Here is a 14,589-nt window from a genome sequence, read left to right on the forward strand (position 1 = left end):
AGAAATAAATATTTGTATGAACACAACACAGTGGATCATTTTCATCCTTATAGTACAGGTCATTCATTTCTTGGGAACTTGGAAACTGTATATAAAAGCGGGTCGTAAAGCATGGGAAGCTGCAGTACCCATATACAACGGCATCGTATTGATGAAGATTATCAAAAGGCCCAAGTGGTGGGTAGTCTTGTTGTTCATACCCATTATCAACCTTTTGATGTTTCCCGTGGTATGGGTCGAGACCATACGCAGTTTTGGCAAAAACAAAATCTGGGATACTTGGCTGGTTATTCTTACCCTGGGCTTTTATATCTATTACCTGAATTATGTGGAAGACGTGCAATACGTGCAAGACCGAAGCCTGAAGCCCCGATCAGCTTTGGGCGAATGGGTAAGCTCCATCGTTTTTGCCATTGTGGCCGCCACATTTGTACACACCTATTTCATTCAACCCTATGTGATCCCTACAGGATCTCTTGAGCGAACCCTTCGAGTCGGCGACTTTTTGTTCGTCAGCAAAATGCACTACGGTGCCCGTGTGCCCATGACCACCATTGCAGTGCCCATGGTTCACGATACCATACCTGGGCTGGGAATACGTTCGTACTTGAACAAACCACAATTGCCTTATATGAGGCTTCCGGGATTTCAAAAGGTCAAAAGAACTGATCTGGTCGTAATAAGCTGGCCTGCCGATACCGTACGGGTATTTTTTAAGGCTGAGGAAGCAGTAAAAAAACCCATCGACAAAAAATCAAATTACGTAAAACGCTGTACCGCGGTGCCGGGCGACTCATTGGAAATCATCAACGGCAGGGTGCATATCAACGGTGAACCCTTGCAACTTCCCGATAGGGCAAAACTCATGTTCAACCGTATCGTATATTCGCAAAAAGGGGTATCGAGCAAGTTGCTCAATGAGGTAGGAGCCGATGATTTCTTCAGGTTTTATGTGCCGGCTGGTCTTACCCAGAACCAAATCAATATCTTAAGGCAATATGGTTATCAAATTGTGGCAGATGAAAGCGGCAAGCCCAAAATCATTACTGACGAAGAAGGTCTTCCCATAGAATTGATCCGACAATTGCGGTTATCGTTAAAAGAGGAAACCCCCAAACAACGGATTGCCAATATGACCGATGAAATGGTGCGCAAATTGGAACAGCATGCCAGTATCGATTCAGTGGTCATGGAAGTCGAACCTGCGGGCAAGGCCGGGTATAAGACGTTTCCCCAGAGTCCGTTCTACCAATGGAACACTGATAACTTTGGCCCTATCTACATTCCTGAAAAGGGAGCCACCGTGGAAATAAACAAGAAAACCATCCCGCTTTACAAAAAGGTGATAAGGGATTACGAGCACAACGATGTGGTGGTCAAAGGCGACCAAGTTTTCATCAATGGCAAGGAAGCCCATTCATATACCTTTAAACAAGATTATTACTGGATGATGGGAGACAACCGCGATCATTCTGAAGACAGCCGCGCATGGGGCTATGTACCCGAAAACCATATTGTGGGCAAACCTGTTTTCATATGGATGAGTTTCGACAATTTTGACAAGGGAATTGCCAAATGGCGCCCACGGTGGGACCGCTTTTTTACCACTGTCGGTGGTAGCGGTGAACCGGTTTCTTACCTCAAGTACTTTTTGATGCTGCTGGCGGGTTGGTTCATTTTTGATTTCTTTAGGAAGCGAAAAAAGTCGAACTCAAAATCGTAGGGTTTTGAAAGTTTTGTTGCATCCTACCTATTTTCCGAGTATAGAAACATTTTCTGTAATGGCCCAGAGAGCCATTATATGGGAAGCCAACGACAATTATCAAAAACAGACCTATCGAAATCGGTGCTATGTCTGCACCGATCAAGGGCGGCAAATGTTGAACATTCCTATAAAGCACGTAGGCGGCGAACAAGGCAGACAAAAATATTCAGAGGTTCGAATCGACAATACCTACGGATGGCAGCGGCAGCATTTCAAGACATTGCAGACGGCTTATAGGTCCTCGCCCTTTTTCGAATTTTATGAAGACCATTTGGCCACGTTGTTCGAAACAGAATTTGAATTCTTGCTCGCTTTTAATTTTAAGGCCATAGAAATTATCTGCTCGCTATTGGGCATGGATTTTCCTTTGGAAAAGACCATGAAGTATGAAACCAAGCCGACCCAAATGGTCGATGCCCGCTTTTTGGTCAATGCGAAAACGGCCCTGGATCCGCAGCAAGAGCCATACACCCAAGTTTTTTCAGATAGGCACGGTTTTGTGCCCAATTGCAGTATTTTGGATCTACTCTTCAACGAAGGCACGAATGCCCTGGACTATCTGAAACGGCAAAACCTAGATTTCTTACGTGCTTAGGCTTATTGCACATTACGGCATCCATTTTTTGGTGCCCTTGGCCATAGGCTATTTTGGGTTTCCGAGAAGACGTTTTTTTGCAATTGCCATACTTCTTTCAGGCATCTTGATCGATGTAGATCATTTATGGGCAAACCCCATCTTTGACCCCGATCGATGCAGTATCGGTTTCCATTTTCTGCACAGTTATTGGGCCATTGGTCTATATGCCATTCTTCTTGTCTTTAGAAAAACCCGCATTTTTGGCTTGGCCTTGATGCTGCACATTTTGGCCGATTTGGTAGACTGTCTATTCTTGCGACTTGAACTTTAGCGTCGCCATGATCGGGTAATGGTCTGAAAGTTCTACATCAAAGTTTTGGTGGTCGAGCACCTCAAATGATCGGTCGGCAAAGATATAGTCGATTCTAAAGGGCATGCCCATTAAACTATACGTTCTTCCAAATCCTCTGCCTGCTTCATTAAAGGTGTCCAACATATCTCCTTTTAGCAGCTTGTAGATTCTGGAGAAAGGTGTGTTATTCAAATCTCCACAAATTATCGTCGGATAATTTACCTGTGACAAATGTTTCTTCAATATTTCAACTTGCTCTTCTTGTTTGACAAATGTATTGGTCAACCGTTTAAAGAGTCGTCCAGAATTTTCTTTAGAAATGGCAGATGGATACAATCGCAACGATTGTAAGTGCCCGTTGTAAACCCTGATGGTGTCATGATTGTACAACAAATCAACATAAATACTATTGTTAGTGGTATTGGGGAAATCCAATGCCCCTTTGTCTATAATAGGATATTTAGAAAATATGGCTTGTACAACATACTTTTTCCCATTATGAAATATATAGTTGACAAATTTGTAGGGGTAACTTTCAAAATCCTTTGTTCTTCTGTTGTCAAACTCTTGAAAAACCAAAATATCGGGGTCAAGACCTAAGGTAAACTCAACAATTTGATTTCCGGTATCTTTTTCGGGAATCCAGTCATACAGATCAAAAGCCCTTACGTTGTAGCTAAGTATTGTAAGCCCCTCAATATCTTGTCCTTTCTTGTATGGAACTTTAAAGAATGAATCGAAGAACAAAAAGTTAAGCAGCAAAATACAGAGGGAAGGAATGGCATAATTTCGTTTTTTCGACAACATCCAAAATATCATGAAAAGGAAGTTTATTATCATCAGGTAATAAACCATCAATGACAGAAAAGACAAAATCGGAAAATATCTTATGGGGGCATACTGCACAAAGTAGGAGGCAAACAATAGAAAAGCGAAAAACATGTTAGCCACAAAAACGATTTTCTGAAACCTCGACAACTTTCCCACCTGCTAGTCTTCTTTACCTGCTTTGAACAAAAAATCTTTTTCCGCCTGTGAGAGACTTTCGTAGCCAGACTTGCTTATCTTATCCAAAATGGTATCGATCTTTCGTTGCTTGGTCTCTTTATCGTAATCGACCTTGGCCGATTTGCCCTTTGTGGAATTCTTCTTGTAAACGGTTTTTAAGGGAGCCTTTTTATCCTTGGGCTTGAACAAGTTTTCCATCGTATCAAAAAGACGGGCAAACCCGACACCGATATCGCTGCCTTTTAGTAGTTGGCGTGCGTATACATACCCCAAAAAGGCACCGCCCAAATGGGCCAATCTCCCTCCCGTATTGCCACCATAGGCTATCTGTACCAAGTCGACCAAAACGAAGAAAAGCCCTATGTGCCACAACTTGACATTGAAAAAAATAATACGTACCTCTTGGTTGGGAATGTAGGCACAAATAAAGATGAGCACTGCGGTGACCCCGGCCGAGGCACCGATCAAGGCTGTGTTTTGGTTTATCAGGGTAGGAAAAACATTATAACTCAGCAAAAAGACAAGTCCGCCCACGATTACCCCCAAAAAGTAAACCGATAACAACCGCTTGGCATCGAACAGGTTCATAAAAATTCGCCCGGCAAAGTAGAGCATGAGCATATTCCAAAATATATGGCCCAGGCCCGCATGAAAAAAGGAATAGGTTACCAACGACCACGGCTGTTGCAGAAAATCGAAAAACTCTTTGGGCAATTGGAACCAGTTAACAGTAGACATTCCTATCAGGCCCTTCAGAAGTCCATCAACAATGAACACCAGTACATTGAGAACAATCAGCTTTTCGGCCATGTTCAATCGTGCATAGTAATATCGTATACCTCCTGTGTTCATTATCGATCCCAGCGATTTTTGTTAAACCGGTTCTTTTTCCAATACCACATAATGATAAATCCGACCAAGGCCCCGCCCACGTGCGCAAAATGGGCCACGCCCGTATTCGCATTGGTGAAGCCAAAAATCAGGTCCCCCAATATCAAAAGGGGAACAAAGTATTTGGCCTTTATGGGAATTGGTAAAAATATCAACATCAGTTCGGCCTCTGAATACATAAAGGCAAAGGCCACCAAGATACCGTAAATTGCTCCTGAAGCCCCTACTGCCGGGGTATTGAAGGCATTCAAAAAGCTATCGATAGTTGTCTTCGGGGCAACATTGTACCATGCAGGGCTGTACTGCCCGTTGGATATCACCTCTAAAACCTGCTGAGAAGAAGTCCCCGCATCTACGATCGCGTTTAGGCCTTCCGAGAAAAAATAGTAGTTGACACCTGTGTGCAACAATGCGGCCCCCAATCCGGCCGAAAAGTAAAAGAACAAAAACTTGTTTCGCCCCCAGATACGTTCCAAAGGGGTGCCAAAGGCCCAAAGGGCGTACATGTTGAACACGATGTGCATCACACCGCCGTGCATGAACATATGGCTTACAACCTGCCACCACCTAAAATTGGGGTGTTCAAAAAACCACAGCGCCAACCACTCATATAGTAGGTCTCCGTAGAGGTATACCCCAAAAAAGAGCAGTACGTTGATGATCAATAAATGCTTAACACCTTCTGTCAATCCGCCCATTTACCTAAATTTTTTATCAATATCGCTTTCTGAAATGGTGATGTAGGTCATTTTCTGAAAGGGACTCAACATTGGTTCTTTACAACTGAAGAGGCCATTGACCAACGCCAATTGCGATTCGGCTGCCAAGGCCTCCCCGTTCTTAACTGCCAATGCCTTGCTCAAAGTTCTTGCCAAAATCTCTGCTGGTGACAATTCGCCATGTGAAATGCCTTCACGGTAACCGGCGATAAGCTCATCCAGTAACTGCTGTATATCTCCCCGTTCGGCTGACAACGGCACTCCCTCAACAGACAGCGGGCCATTGGCCCTATAGGTGAATGAAAACCCCATCGACCGTAGGTTCTCTTCTATTTCCTTCAGCAACCTCAATTCCTCGCTTGAAAAATTCAATTCGAGCGGAAATAGCAACTGTTGGCTCAGACCCTCGTCAATAGTCATTTCACGTAAAAACTGCTCGAACAATACCCGTTGGTGTGCCCGGTTCTGGTCAATGACCAAGAGGCCTGATTTTATGGTGGTAACAATATATTTTCGCCGCAACTGAAAAGTGGATACATCATGTAAAACCGTCTCATCGGTATCATCAAACAGTTTTTCGGTAGGTGCGGTTTCCACTGAGTTGCCTTGAAATTCATGCGAGGCAATGGTCTCAAGGCCGGTGTAGAGGTTTTCCCACCCCTTGGCCGATGTCCTTTGGCTTGCCCGGCGAACACCCTCGGGTCCCGACTTTTCTTCAAACGGGTTAAAATCTGCATCGAAGGTCACTTTGGGCATGACGGCCCCCTTTCGCTGGTAAGCATAGGGGGGGTCAAGATTGGGGTCGCGTTCAAAGTCCAACGCCGGTGCCACGTTGAACTGCCCCAGGGCATGTTTGACCGCAGAACGCAAAATAGCATACAACGTGTTTTCGTCATCAAATTTGACCTCGGTTTTGGTAGGATGGATGTTGATATCAATAGAATTTGCGGCCACTTGTAAATACAGAAAATATCCCGGAACGGTGTCTGGTTTTATAAGACCCTCGAATGCGGCCATAACCGCATGGTGCAAATACGGGCTCTTTATAAAGCGGTCATTGGCAAAGAAAAACTGAGACCCCCTACTCTTTTTCGCAAATTCAGGTTTGCATATAAACCCGGATATCTTCGCCACTTGGGTCTCTTCTTCCACCGGTACCAGCCGCTCGTTCATTTTTGATCCAAAAACATGTACGATCCGCTGCCGCAGATTGGTCTTTGGCAAATTGAACAATTCAAAGCCGTTGTTGAAAAAATGGAACCCAATATTGGGGTGCGCCAGGGCCACCCGGTGAAACTCGTCAGTAATATGGCGCAGCTCGACTTGGTTCGATTTCAAAAAATTGCGCCTCGCCGGAATGTTGAAAAAAAGGTTCTTGACCGCCACTGAGGTACCCTTTGGTGCAACGGTAGGCTCTTGCATAACCACTTTGCTGCCCTCGATACGCAGCTGTGTGCCCAGTTCTTGGTTCTCTGTTCGTGTCTGCATATCGACATGGGCAATGGCGGCTATGGATGCCAGGGCCTCGCCACGAAAGCCTTTGGTATTTAAATTGAACAGGTCTTGGGCATCTGTAATCTTTGAAGTGGCGTGTCTTTCAAATGAAAGACGCGCATCAGTGGCGCTCATGCCCATACCATCGTCGACCACCTGAATAAGTGATTTACCACCATCTTTTACAATGAGTTTGATGATCGAGGCTTTGGCATCTATCGCATTCTCTATCAACTCTTTAACCACAGAAGCTGGTCGCTGAACCACTTCACCCGCTGCGATTTGATTGGCAACATGGTCTGGTAAAAGTCGAATGATATCGGCCATTATGGATTTAGGAATATAGATAAATCGAAGTCGATGATAAAGAGGAAAATCAAGACCAAAACCGCCACAATTATCCAAAAACGCAATTTAAGGTTTTTGTCGCCCTCTACCTTGAGGTCTTCAATAGCCGAGTTGACCTTGTTTTTCAACCCTCGTTGCGTATGTGCCGTACTTCTGAATTTATCAAGTTTGTGTTCAATCTTAAAAGGATTGCCCTCGCCCTTGTAATATCGGGGCTTGTACTCAAAATCCTTGTTTTTTTTAAGTTTCAGGAAATTCCGCATGACATCCTTTTCATGTATTTCAAAGGTACTTAAAATCATAGGATGCAAAAACCAAGCCATGCCAAAAAATGTTAACAGCATGGGGTTGAAGGTTGCAGCGTTTTAATTGTTTTTGGTTTTTAGGGTTTCTGGCTGGAATTTGGTCCTTGGTTGGCATTTGACCCATAACGGATAACCAGTGTATGCACTCGGTGCAAAGCGTATGACGGCAGCGTTTAAGGTCAGAAAGTGCTGATTGCGGGTTGAGGGTCCAAAGTTTAGGGCTTAGGGTGCAAGGTTTCCCTTGTTTCTAGGTTCAGGTTCTTTTGTACATGCTCTAGGCTTTATATATTCAAAACCATGTTTGAAAACAACCATTGAAGTTTCATTTTCTTTGAGAAACTCATTTTTGACTCTGTGCGGCTCTGTGAAAAATTTATTGCGGGGAGGTTCACTAAGCAACCACAGCGGTTCACTGAGATTTGATTTTGCACCTGAACTTGGCACTTGCCCTTCACTGTTTCTGGTTTCTATTGTTCCAAATTGGGATTTGGAATTTGGGGCTTGGGATTTTAATTTTTGATGCTTGAATCCAATTGTTTGGGTATTCAGGTTTCCCTTCTTAACCAAGGGTTGCCATCTTAATGGCCGCCACCGCTGCCTCTGACCCCTTGTTGCCATGCTTGCCACCACTACGGTCTATGGCCTGCTGCTTGGTATCATCGGTAAGTACGCAGAAAATGACCGGGGTGTCGAATTGCAGGTTGAGGTCTTTGATGCCCTGTGACGTGGCGTGGCACACAAAATCAAAATGACTGGTTTCACCACGAATTACGCTCCCGATGGCAATCACCGCATCCACTTTCTGTGTTTGCAACAGCTTTTTGCAACCGTAGGTGAGCTCAAAACTGCCGGGTACGTTCCATCTAAGGATATTGTCTGGCAGCACTCCGCAATCCATGAGGGTTTCATTGGCGCCGCGATAAAGGCCTTCCGTGATTTCTTCGTTCCATTCTGATACCACTAGGCCGATGCGGAGCTTCGAGGCATCGGGGAGCTGCCCTTTGTCGTACGCTGATAAGTTCTTGCCTTCAGTGGCCATTTACTGCTTAGTTTTCGGCCAATCCTATGAGGACATCGATATTGGTGGCCTCTTGTGACTTTGAAAACTCTTCCTTTATCCTTTTGAAAAAAGTAAGTGCCTTGTCTTTTTGTCCCAAATCCAAGGCCGTGACACCGGCCTTGTATAGATACATGGGGGTGGTATAGTCGTTGGTACTGTGGCCAAAGGCCTTTTCGTAGTACTCCAAAGCCTCATTGGGCTGGTTCAATTGTGCAAAGGCATCGCCGATGGCACCCTTGGCCATTGCTCCCAAAATGTCATCGTCAGATTCAAAATCCTCTAAATGGTCAATGGCCTCTTGGTACTGCTGTTTTTGCAGATAGGCCATACCAGCCGAGTAATGCGCCAGATTGGCCGCCTTGGTACCTTTGTATTCTTCGATAATATCCAGAAAACCAAACTTGCCCTCGGCACCATTCAAGGCCAAGTCCAAAAGGGAATCTTTGGCCACCTCGTTGCCCAAAGCTTGGTCAAAATACTGCTGTGGATAATACAGTTCATTCGCCGCAGTGGCTTCTTTGGGCTGTTGTATATACCGCCCGTAGACCAGGTAACCCAATACACCCAAGGCAATTACGATGATGCCCCCAAGAATGTAGTTCTGGTTTTTGGAAACCCAAGCCTCTGTTTTGGAAGCGCTCTCATCCAAGGTGCTGAATACCTCCGCCGTCGTACTGTCTTTATGCTGAATTTCAGCCTCTTCTTGCTTATTCTTTGGTTTAAAGCCCCGCTTCTTGTATGTAGCCATGCTGTATTTAATTGATCGCGCAAAAATAAAGTTTTTATCCAAAACTTAAGAACCTGTTTAAGAATTTGTCAATTATTTTCTTATGCCCCTTTTTGCGTGGCACTTTGTTGAAATTTTAGCCCGCAGCCATGGCCATGCCCGAAAATTTTGCCTCGTCCCGCATCAAAAATGATTCTATAACAATTCTAATCACAAACTCCTGAACAGGCTCTAAAGGCAAATATTCGTTATTTTTGAAACCCTATATAGCCACGGTCATTAGTGGCCCCCACAGTTTGTACAAGTACCTGTATGTTTTTAAAGCATTTATCCTTAGTCAATTACAAAAATTTTTCTTCGGCCGATTTCGAATTTAAACCTACCATCAACTGTCTGGTGGGCGAGAACGGCGTCGGAAAGACCAATATTCTCGACGCTATTTATCACCTTTCATTCGGCAAAAGTTATTTTAATCCCATATCGACACAGAATGTCAAGCACGGTCAGGAGTTTTTTGTGGTAGAGGGCCTCTTCGAAAAGAATGGCCGCGAAGAAAAAGTGGTCTGTAGTTTTAAAAAAGGACTCAAGAAAATTATCAAGCGAAACGGAAAGCCCTATGAACGCTTCTCAGAGCACATTGGTTTCTTGCCCTTGGTGATCATCTCGCCCGCAGACCGTGATCTAATTATAGAAGGAAGCGAGACCCGAAGAAAATTTATCGATGGGGTCATTTCGCAGTCTGACAAAACCTACCTGCAGACTTTGCTCAAGTACAACAAGACCTTGGCTCAACGAAATTCATTGTTGAAATACTTTGCCCTGAACCGTACGTACGATGCCAAGACCTTGTCGGTCTATAACGAGCAGCTGTCACAGTTCGGACAAGAGATTTTTGATAAAAGAAGAAACTTTCTTGAGCGTTTCATCCCCATCTTTGAACGGCAGTATCGCAACATATCTGATAAGGACGAGGCCATTTCACTGAGCTACGAAAGCCAGTTGTTCGAAGATGGTCTGCTCCCTTTACTCGAAGGCGCACTCGAAAAAGACAGGGCACTGCAATATACATCGGTGGGCATTCACAAAGATGATCTAGGCTTTACCATTGCCGGTCTCCCCATTAAAAAATTTGGCAGCCAGGGACAGCAAAAATCTTTTTTGATCGCCTTAAAATTGGCGCAATTCAACTTTATCAAACAGCAAGCGGGCACCGAGCCCATTCTATTGCTTGATGATATCTTTGACAAATTGGACGAGAAAAGGGTGGCGCATATCGTTGGGTTGGTCAACGACGATAATTTCGGACAGCTATTTATAAGCGACACCCATGCCGAACGTACCGAAAAAGTAGTTAAAACAATCCATCAAGACTATAAAATCTTTAACTTGAACCAACCTTGAATTCATTTGTGGGATGCGATCATTGCTAGTAGTAGTTTTTATTTGTGTGTTGGGATGCCGGCCCACGGTTTCAGAGAGCGACCTCCCGTTGTTGAACGGCTACTGGGAAATTGAGAAAGTGGTCTTTTCTGATGGAAATACCAAACAGTACCAATCTAGCACCACAATCGATTATATTGAGTTGGAAGGAAGAAAAGGTTTTCGAAAAAAAGTCTATCCGAAACTCGATGGAAGCTTTGAAGTTACAAACGATGCAGAATTCTTCACCTTGAAGGTCTCTGAAAAGGGCTTTGTGTTCGACTACGATACAGGGTTGAGCGAATGGCAAGAAGAATTGACCCAGCTTTCAAGTGACCATTTTTCAGTGGTCAATGAAGACGGGGTCACTTACAAGTATAAACGTTTTGACCCCATAAACATAACTAGGTAATGCCAAAGAGACACAGCGAGCACCTAAGTTTGGGCGATGCCTTGAAAGAGTTCATTTCAGAGAACAAATTGCAGAAGGGAATCGACAAGGTCGATGTACGCACCGCGTGGACCAATCTGATGGGGAATGGGGTGAACAACTATACCACTGCGGTTGATTTGGTCAACGACACCCTGTATGTTTCGCTCTCTTCCTCCGTGCTACGACAAGAGCTGAGCCTTGGCAAATCGAAGATCATCGCCATGCTCAACGAAGAATTGGGCAAAGATTTGATCAAAAAACTGGTCTTGCGCTAATCGGGCAACAAAAAAGCCGCCATAGGGCGGCTTTGTGCTTTCAGCAATGCTATTTCCTTAGAAAATCTCTCTTCCGGCAAAATGGAAAGCACTTTCAATAGCGGCGTTTTCATCACTGTCTGAACCATGAATGGCATTTTCGCCAATATCTTTCGCATACAGCTTTCTGATGGTGCCCTCAGCTGCCTCAGCAGGATTGGTCGCCCCGATCAATGCCCTGAAATCGTCAACGGCATTGTCTTTTTCGAGAATGGCCGCCACAATGGGCCCGCGGGTCATAAAGGCTACCAGCTCATCAAAAAAGGGCCGCTCTTTATGAATGGCATAAAACTGCTCGGCATCCCTTTTGCTCAATTGGGTGTACTTCATGGCCACAATCTTAAAGCCTGCTGCCGTAATCTTTTCTAAAATGGCGCCAATATGACCGTTCTCAACAGCATCTGGCTTTATCATGGTAAATGTTCGGTTTCCTGACATCTGAAAAATTTTTGCGCAAAAGTACACTTTTTACAGTAACCTGCAAGGCTCAATACTGTTGCGAAAGGGCCTGTAAGACGGTTCCGTTTTCCCCCATTATCTGAAAGAAAGCGCTATGGTTTTCCAAATCGAGGGTTACGAGCCCGAAACTGGTTTGCGAGACCACCTCGCCCACCCTAAGGGAATTCGGCTCTCCTGAAAAATCGGCGTAAGAATGGGTAAGGCCGCTACTGGTAAAATCGATCAGTGGATATGACAATCCCCCAAGGTTCATTTTTGAAAACTCCGAGATATGGCGGTCACCTGAAAGAAAAAGAACCCCTTGGGCCTTGGAATCTACAATCAATTTTTTCATACGGTCGACCTCATGTGGAAAGTTTGCCCATTTCTCAAAACCATGCTCGCTTGACAAAAACTGGATACTGGTCACCAGTATGTTGAAATCGGCATTGGAATTTCTGAGTTCGCTCTCAAGCCATTGCCACTGTGCCTCGCCCAAAACAGTGCCCTCGCCATATGCACTGGGTCTATATCTTCGGTCGGGCGTTGGGTCTTTCGTCAATTCTGACCTGAAAAAACGGGTGTCGAGTACCAAGATCTTCACCGTCTTATGGCCTACTTTATATTGGTGTGCGGCATATACACCGTCTCGGTTTCTCCGCGTACTCGTATCGGCGACTCCCATAAAATCAAGAAAAATCTGTTGGCTCTCTCTTTTTTTTACAAACTCGGCCCCTCCGTCGTTCAGGCCATAATCATGGTCGTCCCACGTGCCGATGACCTCCACCTTTTTGGTGAGCTTCGCATAGCCGTCCACCTTTCTCTGGGCTTCGTACATGGCCCTCATTTTTGCCATATCATCGGTATCGGCATAGATATTATCGCCACCCCATATCCATACATCGGGCCGTGCATCGAGAATATCGTCCCAGTACGGGTTTTCGGCATCATGCTTGTTGCAGGAGCCAAAGGTAATTACAAAGGTTGCTGGTTTTTTTGAAGGGCTTGTTGCTGGGGCTTCAACCAAATCACGGGCAGATTTACAGCCAAAGAGCAAGAAAAACAGAAGCGAAATTTGAAAGATAGTTCTCATTGTGGATGGTAATCGGTTTTCAAAAATACTTCATCGCCTACAATCGACAATGTTATATTATTGTATCTTTGCGCCCATGAATGTGGAGGATATCTCGACCGTACGGTCACTACTTTCCAAAGCCCAGAATATTGTTGTTGTGCCCCACAAAAACCCTGATGGTGACGCCATTGGGTCATGTCTGGGGCTCTATCATTTTCTAAAGCAAAAAGGACTACAGGTACAGGTAGTAGCACCCAACGATTACCCCCGTTTTTTAAAGTGGATGCCCGGTAATGATACCATTTTGAACTTCGAAAAAGAAAATTCACAGGCGGTCGAAGCCCTTCAAAAGGCCGACTTGATTTTCACGTTGGATTTCAACCATTTTTCAAGAACGGGGCAAATGGAAAATATTTTAAAGGTGTCCAAAGCCGATTTCATAATGATCGATCACCACCAAGAGCCCTCGGGGTATGCCAGGGTAACCTATTCAGATGTGTCGATGAGCTCTACCTGCGAAATGGTCTATAACTTTATTGAAAAAATAGACCATACCGCTGCCATCACAAAAGACATGGCCACATGTCTGTACACCGGCATTATGACCGATACGGGCTCGTTCAAGTTCTCGAGCACCACGAGCCGTACACACCGTGTGGTGGCCGACCTGATCGATAAGGGCGCAGACAATATGCTGATACACCAAAAGGTTTTTGACACCAATTCAGCCAGCCGTCTGCACTTATTGGGGGTGGCCCTTAAAAACATGGTGATCCTTGAAGAATTCCACACCGCCTATACCACCCTTTCGCAGAACGAACTGGATGCCCATGACTACAAAAAAGGTGATACCGAGGGTTTTGTGAACTATGGGCTTACCATAGAGGGAATTAAATTTGCGGTAATCTTCATTGAGAACAGGGAGGAAGAAATTATAAAGATATCGTTTCGGTCGGTCGGCAGTTTCTCGGTCAACGAATTCGCCCGAACGCACTTCGGCGGTGGTGGGCACACCAATGCCGCCGGCGGAAAAAGCGAATTGTCCATGGATGAAACGGTCAGCCGTTTTATGGCACTCCTTCCGAAATACAAAAAACAACTGGCCGTATGAAAAAATTGCTGCCCATTTTAATGATAGCAACGATTTTTGCCTGTAAGGAGCCCGAGCCAAGACGCCCGGTACAGGTAAAATCAGGGAGTTTTCTCAAGGAGACCGTAGAACGCAACAAACAGATCCTTGCCGCCGAGGAAGCCCTTATAGCAAACATTATAGCGAAAGACACCGCCAACCAATACCGGGAAAGTGCTTCGGGTTTTTGGTACTACTACGAAAAACAAAATGATACCAGTGCCTACACCCCTAGGCCAAAAGACGGCGTGCTACTATCGTACAACGTATTGACCCTTGCCAACGACACCATTTATAGTGCAGACGACATCGGATTGGTTCCGTATGTGGTCGACAAGCAACAGCTTTTCCCCGGATTGCGAAATGCGGTGAAACTATTGAAAGAAGGTGAACGGGCCACCTTTTTGTTTCCCTCATCACTAGGGTATGGGTACCATGGCGATGACGATAAGATTGCCCCCCTCACCCCTTTGAAGTCAACTGTGGAGATATTGGAAATAAAAAAACATAAAGACAGTATTAATTAAATGATTAG

18 protein-coding genes are annotated in these 14,589 nt (G+C 44.9%); 8 read left to right on the forward strand and 10 right to left on the reverse strand.

Annotation, left to right across the window (positions count from 1 at the left end):
- Positions 1 to 16: 16 nt before the first annotated feature.
- Genes lepB through VC82_RS01255 form a run of 3 tightly spaced genes read left to right on the forward strand, consistent with a single transcriptional unit; the run spans position 17 to position 2,673 of the window.
- Positions 17 to 1,723, forward strand: coding sequence for a signal peptidase I (lepB, locus tag VC82_RS01245; RefSeq protein WP_045800771.1), 1,707 nt, complete (start codon positions 17 to 19; stop codon positions 1,721 to 1,723).
- 4 nt (positions 1,724 to 1,727) lie between these two features.
- Entirely contained in the window at positions 1,728 to 2,360 is a 633-nt protein-coding gene (locus tag VC82_RS01250) for a WbqC family protein (RefSeq protein ID WP_045803156.1), read from the forward strand.
- Complete coding sequence (locus VC82_RS01255) at positions 2,353 to 2,673, forward strand: DUF6122 family protein (RefSeq protein WP_045800772.1); 321 nt, start codon at positions 2,353 to 2,355, stop codon at positions 2,671 to 2,673. The genes VC82_RS01250 and VC82_RS01255 overlap by 8 nt, the downstream gene beginning before the upstream one ends.
- Here the strand turns inward: VC82_RS01255 and VC82_RS01260 are convergent.
- The 8 genes from VC82_RS01260 to VC82_RS01295 form a co-directional block, all read right to left on the reverse strand.
- Entirely contained in the window at positions 2,650 to 3,513 is an 864-nt protein-coding gene (locus tag VC82_RS01260) for an endonuclease/exonuclease/phosphatase family protein (RefSeq protein ID WP_170218303.1), read from the reverse strand. The genes VC82_RS01255 and VC82_RS01260 overlap by 24 nt on opposite strands.
- Before the next feature lie 171 nt (positions 3,514 to 3,684).
- Positions 3,685 to 4,554, reverse strand: coding sequence for a rhomboid family protein (locus VC82_RS01265; RefSeq protein WP_045800774.1), 870 nt, complete (start codon positions 4,552 to 4,554; stop codon positions 3,685 to 3,687).
- Positions 4,554 to 5,291, reverse strand: coding sequence for a rhomboid family intramembrane serine protease (locus tag VC82_RS01270; RefSeq protein WP_045800775.1), 738 nt, complete (start codon positions 5,289 to 5,291; stop codon positions 4,554 to 4,556). The genes VC82_RS01265 and VC82_RS01270 overlap by 1 nt, the downstream gene beginning before the upstream one ends.
- Entirely contained in the window at positions 5,292 to 7,133 is a 1,842-nt protein-coding gene (gene mutL, locus VC82_RS01275) for a DNA mismatch repair endonuclease MutL (RefSeq protein ID WP_045800776.1), read from the reverse strand.
- Positions 7,133 to 7,417 (reverse strand): hypothetical protein, encoded by a 285-nt coding sequence (locus tag VC82_RS01280; RefSeq protein ID WP_045803157.1) that lies wholly within the window; start codon positions 7,415 to 7,417, stop codon positions 7,133 to 7,135. The genes mutL and VC82_RS01280 overlap by 1 nt, the downstream gene beginning before the upstream one ends.
- Positions 7,418 to 7,681: 264 nt before the next feature.
- Complete coding sequence (locus VC82_RS01285) at positions 7,682 to 8,026, reverse strand: hypothetical protein (protein ID WP_045800777.1); 345 nt, start codon at positions 8,024 to 8,026, stop codon at positions 7,682 to 7,684.
- Entirely contained in the window at positions 8,019 to 8,498 is a 480-nt protein-coding gene (gene ribH / locus VC82_RS01290) for a 6,7-dimethyl-8-ribityllumazine synthase (RefSeq protein WP_045800778.1), read from the reverse strand. Before ribH ends, VC82_RS01285 begins: the two co-directional genes overlap by 8 nt.
- Positions 8,499 to 8,505: 7 nt before the next feature.
- A complete protein-coding gene (locus VC82_RS01295; protein WP_045800779.1) occupies positions 8,506 to 9,267 on the reverse strand; it encodes a tetratricopeptide repeat protein in 762 nt (253 codons plus the stop codon).
- Between the two features lie 291 nt (positions 9,268 to 9,558).
- Here VC82_RS01295 and recF point away from each other — a divergent pair, with 291 nt between their 5' ends.
- The 3 genes from recF to VC82_RS01310 are packed head-to-tail and all read left to right on the forward strand — an operon-like array spanning position 9,559 to position 11,373.
- Positions 9,559 to 10,647, forward strand: a complete 1,089-nt coding sequence (gene recF, locus VC82_RS01300; RefSeq protein WP_045800780.1) for a DNA replication/repair protein RecF — start codon at positions 9,559 to 9,561, stop codon at positions 10,645 to 10,647.
- Between the two features lie 13 nt (positions 10,648 to 10,660).
- Positions 10,661 to 11,077: a lipocalin family protein gene (locus VC82_RS01305; RefSeq protein WP_045800781.1), complete on the forward strand. Its 417-nt coding sequence runs from the start codon at positions 10,661 to 10,663 to the stop codon at positions 11,075 to 11,077.
- Entirely contained in the window at positions 11,077 to 11,373 is a 297-nt protein-coding gene (locus VC82_RS01310; RefSeq protein WP_045800782.1) for a DciA family protein, read from the forward strand. The genes VC82_RS01305 and VC82_RS01310 overlap by 1 nt, the downstream gene beginning before the upstream one ends.
- A gap of 57 nt (positions 11,374 to 11,430) precedes the next feature.
- Here VC82_RS01310 and VC82_RS01315 read toward each other — a convergent pair whose 3' ends face one another.
- Positions 11,431 to 11,850: a nucleoside-diphosphate kinase gene (locus tag VC82_RS01315; protein ID WP_045800783.1), complete on the reverse strand. Its 420-nt coding sequence runs from the start codon at positions 11,848 to 11,850 to the stop codon at positions 11,431 to 11,433.
- A gap of 49 nt (positions 11,851 to 11,899) precedes the next feature.
- Positions 11,900 to 12,943 (reverse strand): alkaline phosphatase D family protein, encoded by a 1,044-nt coding sequence (locus tag VC82_RS01320; protein ID WP_045800784.1) that lies wholly within the window; start codon positions 12,941 to 12,943, stop codon positions 11,900 to 11,902.
- Positions 12,944 to 13,019: 76 nt separating this feature from the next.
- Between VC82_RS01320 and VC82_RS01325 the strand changes: the two genes are divergently transcribed.
- Both VC82_RS01325 and gldI read left to right on the forward strand, forming a co-directional pair.
- Positions 13,020 to 14,036, forward strand: a complete 1,017-nt coding sequence (locus VC82_RS01325) for a DHH family phosphoesterase (RefSeq protein WP_045800785.1) — start codon at positions 13,020 to 13,022, stop codon at positions 14,034 to 14,036.
- Positions 14,033 to 14,581, forward strand: a complete 549-nt coding sequence (gene gldI / locus VC82_RS01330) for a gliding motility-associated peptidyl-prolyl isomerase GldI (protein WP_045800786.1) — start codon at positions 14,033 to 14,035, stop codon at positions 14,579 to 14,581. Before VC82_RS01325 ends, gldI begins: the two co-directional genes overlap by 4 nt.
- The last annotated feature ends 8 nt before the right edge of the window (positions 14,582 to 14,589 follow it).

The organism is Flagellimonas lutaonensis, assembly GCF_000963865.1.
Lineage (GTDB): Bacteria > Bacteroidota > Bacteroidia > Flavobacteriales > Flavobacteriaceae > Flagellimonas_A > Flagellimonas_A lutaonensis.